The 15,705-nt window shown below is 32.1% G+C and carries 16 protein-coding genes; 8 read left to right on the forward strand and 8 right to left on the reverse strand.

Features of this window, described 5'->3' with window-relative positions; genetic code table 11:
- The first annotated feature begins 71 nt into the window (after positions 1-71).
- The gene (locus Q0829_RS01345; RefSeq protein ID WP_298539025.1) at positions 72-590 is read left to right on the forward strand and encodes a hypothetical protein; all 519 of its coding nucleotides are present in this window, start codon (positions 72-74) and stop codon (positions 588-590) included.
- Positions 591-819: 229 nt separating this feature from the next.
- Here the strand turns inward: Q0829_RS01345 and Q0829_RS01350 are convergent, their stop codons facing one another.
- A complete protein-coding gene (locus tag Q0829_RS01350) occupies positions 820-1,533 on the reverse strand; it encodes a LytTR family DNA-binding domain-containing protein (RefSeq protein WP_035084012.1) in 714 nt (237 codons plus the stop codon).
- 160 nt (positions 1,534-1,693) lie between these two features.
- On the opposite strand from Q0829_RS01350, the gene rpsF reads away from it, so the two are divergent.
- The 5 genes from rpsF (at position 1,694) to Q0829_RS01375 (ending at position 6,783) form a co-directional block, all read left to right on the forward strand.
- Positions 1,694-2,032 carry a 30S ribosomal protein S6 gene (gene rpsF / locus Q0829_RS01355; protein ID WP_298541193.1) on the forward strand — a complete coding sequence of 113 codons (339 nt, stop codon included), beginning with the start codon at positions 1,694-1,696 and terminating at the stop codon, positions 2,030-2,032.
- On the forward strand, positions 2,032-2,331 hold the full coding sequence (gene rpsR / locus Q0829_RS01360) for a 30S ribosomal protein S18 (RefSeq protein WP_189457518.1): 300 nt from the start codon (positions 2,032-2,034) through the stop codon (positions 2,329-2,331). The genes rpsF and rpsR overlap by 1 nt, the downstream gene beginning before the upstream one ends.
- 16 nt (positions 2,332-2,347) lie before the next feature.
- Positions 2,348-2,800 carry a 50S ribosomal protein L9 gene (gene rplI, locus Q0829_RS01365; protein WP_298539028.1) on the forward strand — a complete coding sequence of 151 codons (453 nt, stop codon included), beginning with the start codon at positions 2,348-2,350 and terminating at the stop codon, positions 2,798-2,800.
- 111 nt (positions 2,801-2,911) lie between these two features.
- Entirely contained in the window at positions 2,912-6,115 is a 3,204-nt protein-coding gene (locus Q0829_RS01370; protein ID WP_298539030.1) for a carboxypeptidase regulatory-like domain-containing protein, read from the forward strand.
- 188 nt (positions 6,116-6,303) lie between these two features.
- The gene (locus Q0829_RS01375; protein WP_298539032.1) at positions 6,304-6,783 is read left to right on the forward strand and encodes a DUF6495 family protein; all 480 of its coding nucleotides are present in this window, start codon (positions 6,304-6,306) and stop codon (positions 6,781-6,783) included.
- Between the two features lie 11 nt (positions 6,784-6,794).
- Here the strand turns inward: Q0829_RS01375 and Q0829_RS01380 are convergent, their stop codons facing one another.
- A complete protein-coding gene (locus Q0829_RS01380; RefSeq protein WP_298539034.1) occupies positions 6,795-7,238 on the reverse strand; it encodes a hypothetical protein in 444 nt (147 codons plus the stop codon).
- A gap of 134 nt (positions 7,239-7,372) precedes the next feature.
- Positions 7,373-8,614 carry an ABC transporter permease gene (locus Q0829_RS01385; RefSeq protein ID WP_298539037.1) on the reverse strand — a complete coding sequence of 414 codons (1,242 nt, stop codon included), beginning with the start codon at positions 8,612-8,614 and terminating at the stop codon, positions 7,373-7,375.
- A gap of 215 nt (positions 8,615-8,829) precedes the next feature.
- Between Q0829_RS01385 and hisS the strand changes: the two genes are divergently transcribed.
- On the forward strand, positions 8,830-10,200 hold the full coding sequence (hisS, locus tag Q0829_RS01390; protein ID WP_298539039.1) for a histidine--tRNA ligase: 1,371 nt from the start codon (positions 8,830-8,832) through the stop codon (positions 10,198-10,200).
- A 57-nt stretch (positions 10,201-10,257) separates the two neighbouring features.
- The gene (locus tag Q0829_RS01395; RefSeq protein WP_298539042.1) at positions 10,258-10,734 is read left to right on the forward strand and encodes a hypothetical protein; all 477 of its coding nucleotides are present in this window, start codon (positions 10,258-10,260) and stop codon (positions 10,732-10,734) included.
- Between the two features lie 88 nt (positions 10,735-10,822).
- Here the strand turns inward: Q0829_RS01395 and Q0829_RS01400 are convergent, their stop codons facing one another.
- The 5 genes from Q0829_RS01400 to Q0829_RS01420 form a co-directional block, all read right to left on the reverse strand.
- Complete coding sequence (locus tag Q0829_RS01400; RefSeq protein WP_298539045.1) at positions 10,823-11,797, reverse strand: hypothetical protein; 975 nt, start codon at positions 11,795-11,797, stop codon at positions 10,823-10,825.
- Positions 11,794-12,774: a hypothetical protein gene (locus tag Q0829_RS01405; protein WP_298539047.1), complete on the reverse strand. Its 981-nt coding sequence runs from the start codon at positions 12,772-12,774 to the stop codon at positions 11,794-11,796. The genes Q0829_RS01400 and Q0829_RS01405 overlap by 4 nt, the downstream gene beginning before the upstream one ends.
- A 336-nt stretch (positions 12,775-13,110) precedes the next feature.
- Positions 13,111-13,776 carry an ion channel gene (locus Q0829_RS01410; protein ID WP_298539049.1) on the reverse strand — a complete coding sequence of 222 codons (666 nt, stop codon included), beginning with the start codon at positions 13,774-13,776 and terminating at the stop codon, positions 13,111-13,113.
- Positions 13,777-13,785: 9 nt separating this feature from the next.
- A complete protein-coding gene (locus tag Q0829_RS01415) occupies positions 13,786-15,006 on the reverse strand; it encodes a DUF2235 domain-containing protein (RefSeq protein WP_298539050.1) in 1,221 nt (406 codons plus the stop codon).
- 5 nt (positions 15,007-15,011) lie between these two features.
- On the reverse strand, positions 15,012-15,674 hold the full coding sequence (locus tag Q0829_RS01420; protein ID WP_298539052.1) for a hypothetical protein: 663 nt from the start codon (positions 15,672-15,674) through the stop codon (positions 15,012-15,014).
- Positions 15,675-15,705: the final 31 nt, after the last annotated feature.

Here is a 15,705-nt window from a genome sequence, read left to right on the forward strand (position 1 = left end):
ATTTTTATAAGTATATTTAGGGTTCATTATTTATTAGCTAAAATTTTTAGTACGAAGTTAAAATCCTTTTTATGAAAGAAAATAGTGCTCTTAGTAAAGAGGCAAGAGGAGAAAATGTGATCAACCTTGATCGAACTACTATTTCCAATAAAAGTTTAGACAACCACGAAAATAAGAAATCCTTACCCTTCTTTTTTATAGCATTATGTGTTTTAACCATTCTAGGATCCTTATTTGTAATAATAAGAGGATTTTGGTATCAATTGTTTTCAGGTATTTGGTATGATCAAAATACAATATTGTATGAGGAGTATTATAGGGGTTGGCTCTATATTATTTCGGGTATTGGAACTTTGATTGGTGCAATTGTTATGGTTGGTAAAAGAAAAAAGATAGGACTTTATGTATATACTGTAAGTCAAATAATGTATATCATAACTATAGCGATAGCAGCATCTTCTTATACTGATATTAAATATTTAGGTGATGTAAGTGAGCTTGCTTTTGCCATTTCAATCCTATTTCTAGTTCCTGCTATTTTATTTTTGATTTTTTATTGGTTGAATCCCACCCGAAAGTATTTACACTAAGAAGATCTTACAATTAGAAAACTTTAGTGTTTATAAAGTAGCAAAGCTTCTGATATTAGGTCTTTACATTATGATACTATTACTACTAGATTTATAGGAGAGGCAATGATTGTAATTTGATTGTCTCCAGGTTAAAAGAAAACAGCCTAAATTAGACGAAGAATATATTAAAAACAAAAAATCCCACTTCAGAAAAAAGTGGGATTTTTAATATATCAATAGTAATTTTTTATCCGCTTAAAGCTTCTATTAAAGAATGCTTTTTATGCCTACTTAAAGGAATCTTCTCATCCGCAATTTCGATATTACGACTGTTGTAACGTTCTACTTTGTCAAGATTTACGATATACGATTTATGTATTCTAAGAAAACGATCACTAGGTAGCTCAGCTTCGAAGGATTTCATAGTTGCTAATACAACTATAGGATCACCATCTTCCATGATTAATTTTACGTAATCACCTAAAGCTTCTACATATTTTAATTGACTTAAAAATATTTTACGTTTTTTGAGATTACTTTTTACAAAAATATAATCATCATCTTCTATAGAGGCTTGTTCTGAATTTAGGCGAGACATACTTAATGCTTTTTCTACAGCAGCATTAAATCGATCTTTTTTAAGAGGTTTTCTTAAGTAGTCAATTGCATCGTAATCAAAAGCTTTAAAAGCATACTTGGTTTTTCCGGTAACAAAAATGATATGAGGTTTATTTTCCAGATCATCTAAAAGATCAAATCCTGTAAGGATTGGCATTTCAATATCTAGAAATAATAAATCAACAGGAGTATCTAATAATCCGTTTTTTGTCTCAATAGCATTGTTCCACTCAGCCACCAATTCTAGTGATGAATGCTCGTCTATTAATTTAACAATAGCCAGTCTTTGCAGACGGGAATCGTCCACTACTGCACATTTTAATTGAGATTGTTCCACTTGCATAGGTTAATATTCTATACAATATTAATGAATATATATTATTTCCACAAACATTTTACGCTTTTTATCGATAAAAGACGTGTTTCGTCGAAGCACTTTTTTATTTGAAAATCAAAAAAATAGTGTTACTTTTGCAGCCAATTTAATTAAAAATAGATTTTTTATGAATCATTATGAAACTGTTTTCATCTTGAATCCCGTTTTATCTGAAGAACAGATAAAGGAAACAGTTAAGAAATACGAAGACATTCTTGTTTCTAACGGTGCCAAGATGATATCCAAAGAAGACTGGGGGCTAAAGAAGCTTGCTTACGCAATCCAGCACAAAAAGAGTGGTTTTTATCACATGTTTGAGTACACTGTACCAGGAGAAGCTATCAACACTGTAGAGGTGGAGTTCAGAAGAGACGAAAGAGTAATGCGTTATCTTACTGTTCGTTTAGACAAGCATGCAATTGCTTGGGCTGAAAAGAGAAGAAATAGAAACAAACAAAAAGCTTAATTATGTCATCTATAGAACAACAAGCTAAAGGAAAAAAAGATGGAGAAATTAGATATCTAACTCCATTAAATATAGATACTACAAAAACGAAGAAATATTGTCGTTTTAAAAAATCAGGAATCAAGTATATTGATTATAAAGATCCAGATTTCTTAATGGCTTTCGTAAATGAGCAAGGTAAATTATTACCTCGCCGTCTTACAGGTACTTCTTTAAAATATCAGCGTAAAGTGAGTGTTGCTGTAAAGAGAGCAAGACATTTAGCATTAATGCCATACGTTGGTGATTTATTAAAATAAAATTCGTCATAACATTATGGAACTTATATTAAAGAAAGACGTTGAGAATCTAGGATTCGCAGACGATGTAGTAGAGGTGAAGAACGGTTATGGACGTAACTTTTTGATTCCTGGAGGTTTAGCTGTATTAGCGACTCCGTCTGCTAAGAAAGTTTTAGAAGAAACGTTAAAACAACGTGCTTTTAAAGAGAAGAAAGAAATTGAAGATGCTGAGAAAATAGCTAAGAAAATTACTGGATTAGAAATTAAGATTGCTGCTAAAACAGGATCTGGAGATAAATTATTCGGTTCTGTTTCTAACGCTGATGTTTCTGAAGCTTTAGCAAAAGAAGGTGTAGAGCTAGAAAAGAAATTTATTACTGTACCTGGAGGAACTATCAAACGTTTAGGTCAGTATGAAGCATCTGTTCGTTTACACAGAGCAGTAATTGCTCCAGTTGCTTTTGAGATTGTAGCTCAAGCTAAATAATCTGAAAGTCTCATAATCAGTTAATAACTGGTTTATAAGAATATTTAAAACCGCTCATTTGAGCGGTTTTTTTGTTTAATTTCATTGGTACTCACACAAAAACAGCAATCAATGAAAAAAAATATTCTCACTCTGGTTTTTGTATTATTGGCAATAACCATTCGGGCTCAGGTAACAACTTCTAATATTTCTGGTTTAGTATATGATAATGCTAGCCAGCTATTGCCTGGAGCTAACGTAACAGCAATCCACTCTCCGACAGGAACGACCTATGGAGGAACTACGAATTTTGATGGTCGTTTCGACCTTATTAATTTAAGAGTTGGTGGTCCATATCGAGTAACTATTAGTTATGTAGGTTTTAAGAAAAAGGTATACGATGATGTTTTTCTTCAATTAGGGCAAACTTATAATATAGATGTCGTTATGATAGAGGATGATAATCAGCTAGAAGAAGTAGTAATCACTACCAGTAAGAATGCTACCTTTAGTAGTGAAAGAACAGGAGCCGAAACCAGTATTGGTAATAGAGAATTAAAATCTTTACCTACGATTACACGTTCGGCAGCAGATTTTTATCGTTTAGAACCAACGGCGTCTAGTAACGGATCTTTCGGAGGAAGAAATGATCAGTTTAATAACTTTAGTTTAGATGGGTCTATTTTTAATAATCCTTTTGGTCTGGATGCAGCAACACCAGGTGGTCAGGCTAATGCACAGCCAATTTCATTAGATGCGATTGATCAGATTCAGGTTTCTACAGCACCTTATGATGTGACTCAAGCTGGTTTTACAGGAGCATCAGTAAATGCTGTTACTAAAAGTGGTACGAACGAATGGAAGGGTACTGTATATGGCTTTTACCGTAATCAAGATTTGACTGGAGATAAGGTGGGTGATGATGATATCATTGTTCCGGATCTTACTCAGGCTCAATATGGTCTTAGTGTAGGTGGTCCAATAATAAAAAACAAATTATTCATTTTTGGAAATTTTGAAATTGATGATCGAGAGGATTTAGGTTCAAATTTTTTAGCAGCAAGACCAGGGTTAACTGGAGCTAATATCTCAAGAGTATCTGCGGAAGATTTGGATTACGTTTCTCAACAACTTGGTTTGTTGGGTTATGAGACAGGACCTTATGAAGGATATACGCATAATACGGAATCTACTAAAGGGATTTTAAAACTTGATTGGAATATTAATAACAATCATCGATTAGCTTTGATATATAACTTTTTGGACGCATCTCGTGATTTGCCTGCAAATCCAGAAGCTATCGGAAGGAGAGGTCCAGATTTAACAACACTTCAGTTTAGAAATGCTGGATATACTATAAATAACAAGATTAATTCGTTTTTGGTAGAATTGAATTCTAATTTTGGAGGGAATATATCTAATAAATTTCAAGCTGGATATACATTTTTTGATGATAGTAGAGATCCGTTTTCTGCACCAGCTCCTCCTATTAACATAGCGCAGGATGGTGTACGATATATTGTAGCCGGTCATGAACCTTTTTCTATTAATAATCGTTTAGAGCAAAAAGTGTATCAAGTGACGAATAACTTAAATATTGTTACTGGTAAACATACAATTACTTTAGGAGGAAGCTTTGAAAGATTTGAATTTGATAATTCATTCAATCTTGGTTTGTATACCTATTTTAATGCTAATGGAGGAGTCGGTACATTCGCTCCTGATTTTGATAGTGTTCGTATAACGGCTGGTTCTACTAATAGTTTTGAGCAAGCAATTAATAATGGTCTTATTGCAGAGGCTCTGGCTAATGCTCAAAATGTTTTTGATACAAATAATACTGCAGATAGTTGGGCATTAGCAGAAACCAATGTAGGGCAATTGGCATTTTATGCTCAGGATAAATGGAGAATGAGTGATCAATTTACTTTAACATATGGTATTAGAGTGGATCAACCGCTTTTCTTTGATACTAGAGATAAAATTGCCGAAAATATTGAAAGAGCAGCTGGAGGAGAGTTTCCTGATGGGAATTATCAACCTGGAATTACATACTTCGATGAAAATGGAACCCCGACCAACTTGAACAGTTTAGATTTACCTTCTAAAAAATTACTAATTTCTCCAAGATTAGGTTTTAATTATGATGTAAAAGGAGATAAAACAATCCAAATAAGAGGAGGTACGGGTATTTTTACCGGACGTCTTCCTTTTGTGTGGATTGGTAATCAAGTTGCAAATCCAAATTTCTTTTTTTACACAACATCAGCACCGGATTTTCAGTTTCCTCAGGTGTTTAGAAATAGTTTAGGAGTAGATTATAAGTTTAAAAATGGGTTGATCGCTTCTACAGATATTATTTATACAGAAGATATTAATGCACAGATGGTTCGGAATTATGGATTAGCGAATCCTTCGGGAACACTGAATGGTGCGGATCAAAGACCTATTTATTTAGCATCTGATAGAGCAGTGAATGAATTTGGAGGCATAACAAATGCCTATGTATTTACAAATACTAATGTTGGTTACTCGTTTAATTGGTCTTTTAAATTGCAAAAGAATTTTAAGAATGGACTATTTGCTAGTGTTGCTTATAATTTCTTAGAAGCGGAAGATGCAAGCTCGCTGGATGCTGAAATTTCCAGTGATGCGTATGATAGAAATCCGGCTATTGGTAATGTTAATCAAGCTGTAAGTACCGCTTCTAGATATGGAGATAAACATAGAATTGTTGGGCAAATTAATAAGTCTTTTAATTATGGGAAAAATAAGCAATGGAGGACTTCATTAGGAGCTTTTTATGAATATGCTCAAGGAGGAAGGTTTTCATATACATATTCAGGAGATATAAATAATGATGGTTCCGTTTTGAATGATTTGATTTATATTCCTACTGAATCAGAACTTGCGTCGTATAATTTTAGCGGTACTCCAGCAGAACAGGCTGATCAGAGAGCAAGCTTAGAGGCTTATATACAGCAAGATGAATACCTAAGAGGACGCAGAGGAAATTATGCAGAGAAATATGCTATTCTAAGTCCTTGGAGAGGACGATGGGATGTAAAATTATTACAAGATTATAATTTTCAAATTGGTGATAAAACAAATACTATCCAGTTAAGCGTTGATATCCTGAATTTCGGAAACTTATTAAACTCAGACTGGGGTGTAATAGAAATTCCTGTAAATGATCAACCAATTGGTGTTACAGTTGATGCTACCAATACGCCAACGTATTCATTTGATACTTCGCAGACTAAAACATTTGCTAATGACTTTAGCTTGGATTCTAGATGGCAGGCACAGGTTGGACTTCGATATATTTTTAACTAAATGATTAGATTTATTAAAGGTTATAGATCCGTTCTTAATTTATTGGGAACGGATTTTCTTTTATAGCGGTTTCTATTTCTAATAGTTTTCTATAAAAAAAGATAGTGTTTTTTTGAAAACATACTTAGTAGTCTTTTATTCTGATTGTTGATTAATGCTTATTTTTGCAGCCAATTTTAGGAGAAAAGATGAAATATCAAAGACTTACCAAAGAACAATTTGAAGAATTACATCAGGAATTCATCAATTTTTTAGCAACACAATCTATTACTGCAGACGAATGGAGTGAGATTAAAGAAAACAAACCTGAGGTAGCAGAAGAAGAGCTAGATATCTTTAGCGATTTGGTTTGGGAAGGAGTCTTGAGTAATGCTCAATTTTTAGAACACTTTTCTAAAGATCAAATTCATCTATTCTATCTGGGTGAAACCGAAATGAATCTTATAGCTATAAAAGTGAATGTTCCTGATATTGACATTACGACTCAACAAGGGTATGATTGGTTAAGAAATAATTTATTAGATGATCAGGTAGCTTTTTATAATGCTAATAAAGATTATAGTGAAGACTCTAACATGGATAAATTCAAACTTATTTTACAAGGTGCTAATATTACTAAAGGCGAATTGTATCAGTATTTTGAGAAAATTGTTAGTGCTAATAAATAATTTGGTACTTTTTATTTTTTAGTTTTAGTAAGTAACTGTTGTAAACCTTTGTTAGATAGAATATGACCATTAAAAGAGTATGAGTCTTGAGTTAAGCTAAATTTTACTTGACAATTTCTGTCAAACTTTTTGCTAAATAAGATATTGGGAATATTACTGGGCTTATGAGTATATTTTACTTTTCGGCCTTTTATTTCTTTTGATTTGATTCTTTTTATTGTTATCCCGAAAATACTTTTCATTAATAAGGTCTTGTCTTCTAGTTTAATAGTATGAACCATAAATAAATTAATCAAAACTATAGTTCCAACACTGATAAGTTTTACATCATTCGAGAATGAAATTAATACTCCTCCGCTCAAAAACAATTTTCCAAAGGATACAGCTAAAAAGGTTCCTAAAGAAATTAGCCCAAATCTAGCACTTAGAAAAAATGAGTCTCTTTGAAAAATCATATCTTATATGGCCAAAAGTTGATATACTATTTTTTTGATTTTCATAGTTCTTGTTGGTGAGGTAAACATAGTTTATTAAACTCGACTACCGACTACCGACTACCGACTACCGACTACCGACTACCGACTACCAACTACTCATACCTCAATGACTCTATAGGATCTTGTCTAGCAGCTTTTACTGCAGGATACGATCCAGAAACCACCGCGGTTAGGAAAGAAGTGACTACTGCAGCAAAGATCGCTAGCCACGGAATGCTAAATTCAAAACCAGAAACCGCCACTATAATTGCTCCAATGGTGATGCCGAGTATAATACCAACGATACCGCCGATTTGTCCTATAATTACGGTTTCCATAAAGAATTGACTTGATATGGTGTTCTTTTTGGCTCCAAGGGCTTTACGTACTCCTATTTCTCGAGTTCGTTCCGTAACAGAAACCAGCATGATATTCATTAAAGCAATAGAGGATCCAAAAATAGTAATGATACTAATGATCCAGGCTGCCCAGTATAGATACCCGGTGATACTCGAAATACGGTTAATAAGGTCTTCGCTTCGTTCTAAACCAAAATCATTTTCTTCTACAGGATTTAAGCCTCTTATTTTTCTAAAAGTTATAATTGCTTCATCTTGTGCACCTTCTAAGAATTGCTTGTCATCAACTTTTACACTGATATTGTAATTGATACTAGGTAAAGTATAAATAGAACGAGCAACTTGAAGCGGAATTAATACTTTAAGATCTTGATTATTTCTGAAAGTAGCTCCTTTACTTTCTAAGACACCAATAACTTTAAACTTAACACCTCTAATGCTGATGGTTTTGTTAATAGGGTCTGTGTCTTTAAAGATATTCTTTTTAAAATCCGATCCGATTAAACATACGTTATTGTTATTTTCTATATCAAAAAAGGTGAAACTTCTCCCGAATTCAACTTCAGTTCCAGTATTCTCTAGATAATTTTCATTCACACCTACTACGGATGCTTCAGGATCCGTCTTCTCATTTTCGAATTTAACTTCGGCGTTTTTAGTTCCTGTAAAGGATACAGAAGTTTTAGAAAAAGGATATTGAAACTTTTCTTTAAACTGTCTTACATTACGATAGCTGATAATAGGGTTTATTTTCTCTCTTTCGCCACTTCCTCCACGTCTTGTGGTAAATTCATAGCGTTGAATATTAAATGTATTAGATCCCATTGAGGCAAAATCACCTGTAATCGTATTTTCTAAAGCTCCAAGAAATGTAAGAATACCAACTAGTGCAGTAATACCAATGGCTATAATCAAAACGGTAAGAATCGTACGTAAAAGCTGTCCTTTTATGGAATCTAATGCGATACGGATATTCTCTCGAAAAAGTGAAAACATAGTGGGTGAATTAGTATCATTTGCAGTATAAGACTACAAAACGAGTCTAAAGTTACTCAAAAAAGTAAATTTTCTGGATATAAGTAAAACTCTTTATGGTTTTCGTGTAAAATTTTAAAGCTTTTTTAGATATTTACATCCTTTAAGAAAAGATAATTGTTGATGCAGATATTGATAAAATAACCTCTATCTAGCAAAATATGTAGAAAAAATATATGGCACAAAAACCATCCATACCAAAAGGAACACGAGACTTTTCTCCGATAGAAGTGGCAAAGAGAAGTTATATAATGAATACAATCAAAGAACAATTTCAGTTATTTGGTTTTCATCCTATAGAGACTCCTAGTTTTGAGAATAGTGATACCTTAATGGGTAAATATGGAGAAGAAGGAGATCGATTGATTTTTAAGATACTAAATAGTGGAGATTATCTGAGTAAAGTCGATGATGCTTTATATGCTAGTAAAGAAAGTATAAAGATGACTTCTAAGATAAGTGAAAAAGCACTCCGTTATGACTTAACCGTTCCTTTTGCACGTTATGTAGTTCAACATCAAAACGAGATTGACTTTCCGTTTAAACGGTATCAGATACAACCAGTTTGGCGCGCTGATCGTCCACAAAAAGGTAGGTTTAGAGAATTCTATCAATGTGATGCTGATGTAGTAGGAAGCAAGTCTTTATGGCAAGAAGTTGATTTTATTCAATTGTATGATAAAGTATTTAGCAAATTAGGATTGAATGGGGTTACCATTAAAATGAATAACCGTAAAATTCTTTCTGGTATTGCAGAAGTCATTGGTGCTAGTGACAAATTGATTGATTTTACTGTTGCTTTGGATAAGCTAGATAAAATAGGTGAAGACGGAGTTAAAAAAGAAATGTTGGCTAAAGGAATTTCTGAGTCAGCAATTGATAAAGTGAAACCACTTTTTAATTTTACAGGAACCACTTCAGAAAAAATAGATAAATTAAAAGATTTGTTGGCTTCTTCTGAAGAAGGAATAAAAGGTGTTGAAGAACTAGAATTTATTATAAATACGATTAACGAAATTCCTTTAGATAAAACCTCTCTTGATTTAGATGTAACATTAGCTAGAGGTCTTAATTACTATACTGGCGCGATTTTTGAAGTTTCTGCTCCAGAAGGAGTGAAAATGGGATCTATTGGTGGTGGAGGCCGCTATGACGATCTTACCGGAATTTTCGGATTAAAAGATGTAAGTGGTGTTGGTATTTCTTTTGGATTAGATAGAATATATCTTGTGCTAGAAGAATTAGGATTGTTTCCAGAAACAGTAGCTCCATCTACAAAAGCATTATTTATTAATTTTGGAGAGATCGAAGCGTTGTATTGCTTAAAAGCTATACAACAACTAAGGAGTAATGGAACGATTGCGGAACTATACCCTGATAGTGCAAAAATGAATAAGCAGATGAAATATGCTAATAAAAGAGCTGTTCCTTTCGTGATTCTTGCAGGTGCTTCAGAAGTGGAAAATAATAGCTTTACGGTTAAAAATATGGAAACAGGTACTCAGGAATCAATGGATTTAAAAGAATTAAAAGTACTTTTACAATAGATAACGTAATTACCAGACTAAAAATAAACACTATTTAACTACCCTAAAATTAGAATTATGAAAAATATCTTATTGAGTTCATTGTTATGTCTCTTGCTAGTATCTGTGGTATCTTGTAAAAAAGACCCTAAATCTGATAAAGTAGAAGTTGTGGAGGAGGTTGTAGACTCAACAGATGTAGTAGAGGTTGTAGAGGAAAAGAAGCCAGTGGTAAAAAAGAAAAAGAAAAAGAAAACAACGAAAAAGAAGCCAAAAACAAACGTTATAGAAGTTCCAGCTGGTGCGCCTTCTTTTAATAGTACTGCTGCTAGAAAATATGTTAGAGATTATGAAGCATACGTTTCTAAATACAAAAAAGCGGTCGAATCCAAAGCGGATATGGACGCTTTCCTAAAATTGAGCAAATCTAGTAGTGATTTAACGAAGCAATATAGAAAATTGATTTCTACATTACCTGCCGGAGAAATTGAAAAAATGAGTAAATATATGCAGGAAAAAACAAAACAGATCGATGCTTTGAGTCGACAGATGTAAAATCTATAATAAAATATTTTTTGATTAGAGAACCATCTTATTTTTTAAGGTGGTTTTTTAGTATAATATAAATTATCAAATCATAGGTTTATTTTACCATACAAACAGAATTAATATTACCATTATAATCATATTCAATAACCGAGTTTGACGGATCTAAGACCCACGCGTCATTTACAATAAATTTGTAATGATGTTTTCCGGCAGAAAGAAGTATCGTGTATTTCCATCCATTGGTTGTTTTTTCCATAATATAATCATTCTCCGACCAGTTATTAAAGGAACCGGATAATATTACTTTATCTGCATTTAAATATCCATTAAGAACAAAGTTTATTTGCTTCTTAATATTTATTATGGAATTGTAGCCTTGATATTCATTCAATGTCTTATTAGGATTAATAGGGTCTTCCATCCATTCGCCATCTACAATAAACTTATATTGATATTCTCCCGGTTTTATTTGTAATGTTAGCACCCAACCATCTTCGGTTTTATTCATTTCATAAATGTGTTCATTCCATTTGTTGAAACTTCCACTTAAAATAACTTTATCAGCTTCTGTATGCCCCGGTAAGTTAAAGGTCATGTTCCCTTGATTATCAGGATAAGCCACAGTATACATTTTTAAGTTATATACATTTAGAGAGTGTCCATTTTTTTTAGCTCGCGTTATATTTAGATCTTTTTTTGATGGTTCAGCCCAATAGTTGTTATTAACTACAAACTTAAATTCCCAAGAGAGTTCGTCAGAAAAATCTTGGATATTTTTTCTAAGTTCATATATATTATCATCAATTTTGGTCATTCTCCATTGTTTTTTTGACCAATTATTAAACTTACCAGAAACAACTACGTTTTTTATATCTAAATCCTGAAAGTCGTGTATACTTCCGTGGGTGTCAGATGTTACTCTGTCATAATCTCTCTTATCGAAAGTAAATACAAGTTCATCACCATCAATTCGGTATCCTTTTACTTTTTTGTACTCATTTTGAGCGTATATGGATATACTTATAAAAGCAAATAAGGAATAAATAATATATAATGTTATTTTTTTCAATGTATTATAATAGGATAATCAACAAAGTAAAGCTTTTCTTTTTGATAATTTATGATTGTTCTTTTTTGTCTTAAAAATTCATAGCCTAAAATGCCATCTAATTGAGTCCCGAATGCCTCACTCATTTTTGTCAGATTTGTTAGAAGTGTAATCATCGGTCCACAGTATGTTGTTTCACTTAACCGTACACGGTACAATTTTCCTGCCATAACTTCAATTGTATTTTTACTGGCTCCTGTTAATACTATTCTTTTAGATGGGAAGAAATATTTTAGTACTTTTTTACTACTGTTTTTGTTAATTTGATTATACTCGGCAGCACTATCTAATCCAAACTTTAATTTTTGTTTATTTATATAGGTGTCTAAGACAATCGTGTGTTTTTTAAGTTTAAAACTTATACTGTCAGTAAATTTTTCTGCATACACCTTTTTATCTAGAGTATTACCAAATTTGTCCACTTTAGTGAGAGTGATTTGGTGAAGATGCATGTCAATAAAAACTTCATAATCCTTTAAAATACTGTAGCCAATAATGCCTAATAAGTTCATTTTTTTCGTTTTTTCAATATGCGATAAATCTATTATGTCAGAGGCTTTATTCTTAAGATTAAAATTTTGTAGTATGAATTCTTTTAGTTTTGTTGTGTTCGTATCTTCAATTATATCAAGAACTCCAGAAGTTTCTTTTCTTTTTTTTCGGTGAGAATATTTAGTTGGAAAATGAATTTTATTCAGAATTAAGGTTTCAGAACCAGTATCAATAATGAAATTTCCTTTTTTATTCAATAAAGCCGCTTCTATAACGATCAAGTGATCAATTAGCTTAAAGGGAATTCTAGTAGTAAATTCATTAAGAACCTCTGCATTTGGAAAAGTTATATTATTATTATCAAAAACGATATCATTCGTATTGTTTGCATATACTTTGGCAATAGATAAACTAAAAAATAATATCCCCCATAAGAGCTTTTCCATATAATATAGACGCAAAAGTATATAGTATAGTTACACTAGTTTTAGTTAAAAATATCTGAATTTAATAACATATTGGAGTGATTTAAAAAATGAGTAAATATATACATGAAAAACAAAACAGATCGATGCTTTGAGCTGACAGATGTAAGTTAAAATAACATCATAAAAAATTTAAAACTACCTTAGAATTTCTCTAATGTGGTTTTTGTCTTTAGTGTATAGGTTGTATATCATGAAGGTTCTAAAAAAAGTGCTTTTAAACTTTCGAGCCTAGGCATATAGATTTATAAAGAATCAATTTTTCTTTTGGAAAAAGAAACACGCTCATATTAGGGCTTAGTTATTGTCTCTTTTATTTACATATTTTCCAACTATGATAGCAGTTAGAATCACTAAATAGAACTGTCCCATCATTCCAATTAAAATAGATGCTTTTTGAGCCAGAGAAGTTACTGGTACGATCTCACCATAACCAATGGTCATTAGGGTAATATAACTATAGTACATGATCCTCTCTGTAAATTGTTGTTGTTGATTCATAGTTGCATTGAGTCCTTCAAAAGAACCGGGATATGCCAATTCTATACTTAAACAAATAAAAAAACTAATAAGCCCTAGCGAAATGTATCCGCTAATCAATCCAAAGATCATATTTTTATTAATGACTTTAGTCTCCCAAATCTGTTTGATTATTTCAAAAGTAACCATCGTATAAAACAAGAAGTAGGTTCCCATATTAAGAAACTTCAGAAGTTTATTGTTTTGATCCTCTAACACATCTGCACTGAATACAACGCCCGATACTATTAACAATGCAATAAAAAACCACATTAGTTTTTTCTTCTTCGAAATCAATAAAACACCAGCCACGAGGTTGATTAGAAAGAGTAGGGGAGATATAACAATTTCAAAAAAGTCTCCGGGAACAAGCAGAGACCCAAAAAGAATGGCGATCTGACTAAATAGAAAGAGTTCAAAACGGTATGGGTATAATTTTTTCATCATATTAAATTATTCGATCACTATAAAACAGTCAGCATCTTTATTATAATTGTATCCTCCGATCTGATTTTTTTCAAAACATTCGCTAAAAAGCTTGATAAGATTAATTTCATAGGTTTGTAAAGATACTTTTAATCGGTCTAAAACGGATTTATGAATTTTTAGTTTTTCTTTTTTATAACCATTTTTAGAAACTAAAAAAGAAAGCTTACGACTGCTTCTAGGGTAGAACAATCGAACAAAGCCTTTTGCTGGATTATTAGTCTTATCAAAACGATCTTCATATACCTTGGTCTGAGAAGGAAGTAATTGATACGGTTCTAATTGTTGAATCATCCAGTTTAGAGAAACTCCACTAATATTAGTGTTTCTATAGCCTCCACCTACATCAGAATGTGCTCCAAAAAACCAAACTTCATTAGCAACATCTTCTGGTTTTACTTCTGAACAGCTAGATACCATATGTTGCTGTGTAAGCAATACAGGTGTAAATATAGAACTTCGATTATCATTAAGTGATAGGGCATGCACTGCTTTTTTTACATTACATAATTGATCAAGATAGCTGTTTTTAGGAGCATAATACTCCTCATCATATTTTGGAACTCCAAGAGCTGCTACCGTATCCCACAATCCCATAAAATTGATCTTATAATCATCAGGATGTATCGATTGTCCTGTTATTTCAAAAATATCTTTTCTCCGATCTTCTAAGGTCTTTTTAGTTTTATGAGCATCAAAGATTTTTTTGATGAATTTTAGACGTTTTTCTTTAGGAATATCTTCTACATCTATTATTCCAGCAACGTAAATCAAACCAGCTAAAACTCTTGAAGCATACGCACCTCTACTAAATCCAAAAATATAGATTTCATCTTGTCTTTGATGATTATAATGTTCTGCTAAATAAAGGTATCCTTTACATACTTCACGTTTCATTCCTGAACCTGCCACCATACCCAATATATCTGCTCCGTTTCCGACTCCTCTTAGATATACGGCACTTACATCTGGATTATCCTGAAGCGTAGTTAGGTTATAAAGTTTAGATATATTCGTATGACTCGCTTCATTATTATGAGTGCCATCCAGAAATATTGCTAATTTTCGAGGATTTTTTCCTTTATAAATTGGATTGTGAACAATAGGAGTTTTAATAGAACAACTAGTGCAAGCAAAATAAAGAAGTAGCATCAATGAATTCCTATAAATAGATTTACCTAGTTGCACATTAACTATTTTTTAAATTGGTCAGAAATCACTTTAACAAAGGCATTTAGAACTTGATCAGAAGTATTAGGATCGATGACGTCTAAAAGACATACATTAACTAATTGTTGATTTTTTTCTAAGGCTAAATCGTAGGTAGTAGATTCTAAAATATATGTAGTAGCTATAGTTTTTGATTCACGTGATGTATCAAAATCTAACTTGTCTAGATCTGGCAAATCTTTTAAATTATCATAATCTTCTATTGAAAAAAAGCCTTTTTTTATATCTTTCATAAGAATTTTTCCTCTTTCCGGTTTCGAAGAATTGTTGGTTTCGATAGTTTTCTTTAATGATGTAATTAATAAGGCTTCTATTTTTTTTTCTTTGAACATTCTTAGAATTTGCTCAATTTCTTCTGCAGTTCGTTCTTTTTTATCTTCAATACTAGGAAATACCTTATGCATTTCAATAGCATCAATCTGTTGTCCCCGCAGTTTGGATGCGATTGCTTTTTCATAGGATTTTTGAATAGTAGGATTAGGACTTTTTGCAGCTACCAAAATCTTCTTGCTTTTTACCGTTTGAAAATCTTCTGATTTCCAAGAATCAATTAATTTGATTGTAGAACAACTCCAAGTACCCATGCCAACTAGGATTACTATTAGAAGATGTTTTATTTTTTTCATTACGTATAAATTTAGTTGATCAATTTTATTA

The organism is uncultured Aquimarina sp. (assembly GCF_947492405.1).
Classification (GTDB): domain Bacteria; phylum Bacteroidota; class Bacteroidia; order Flavobacteriales; family Flavobacteriaceae; genus Aquimarina.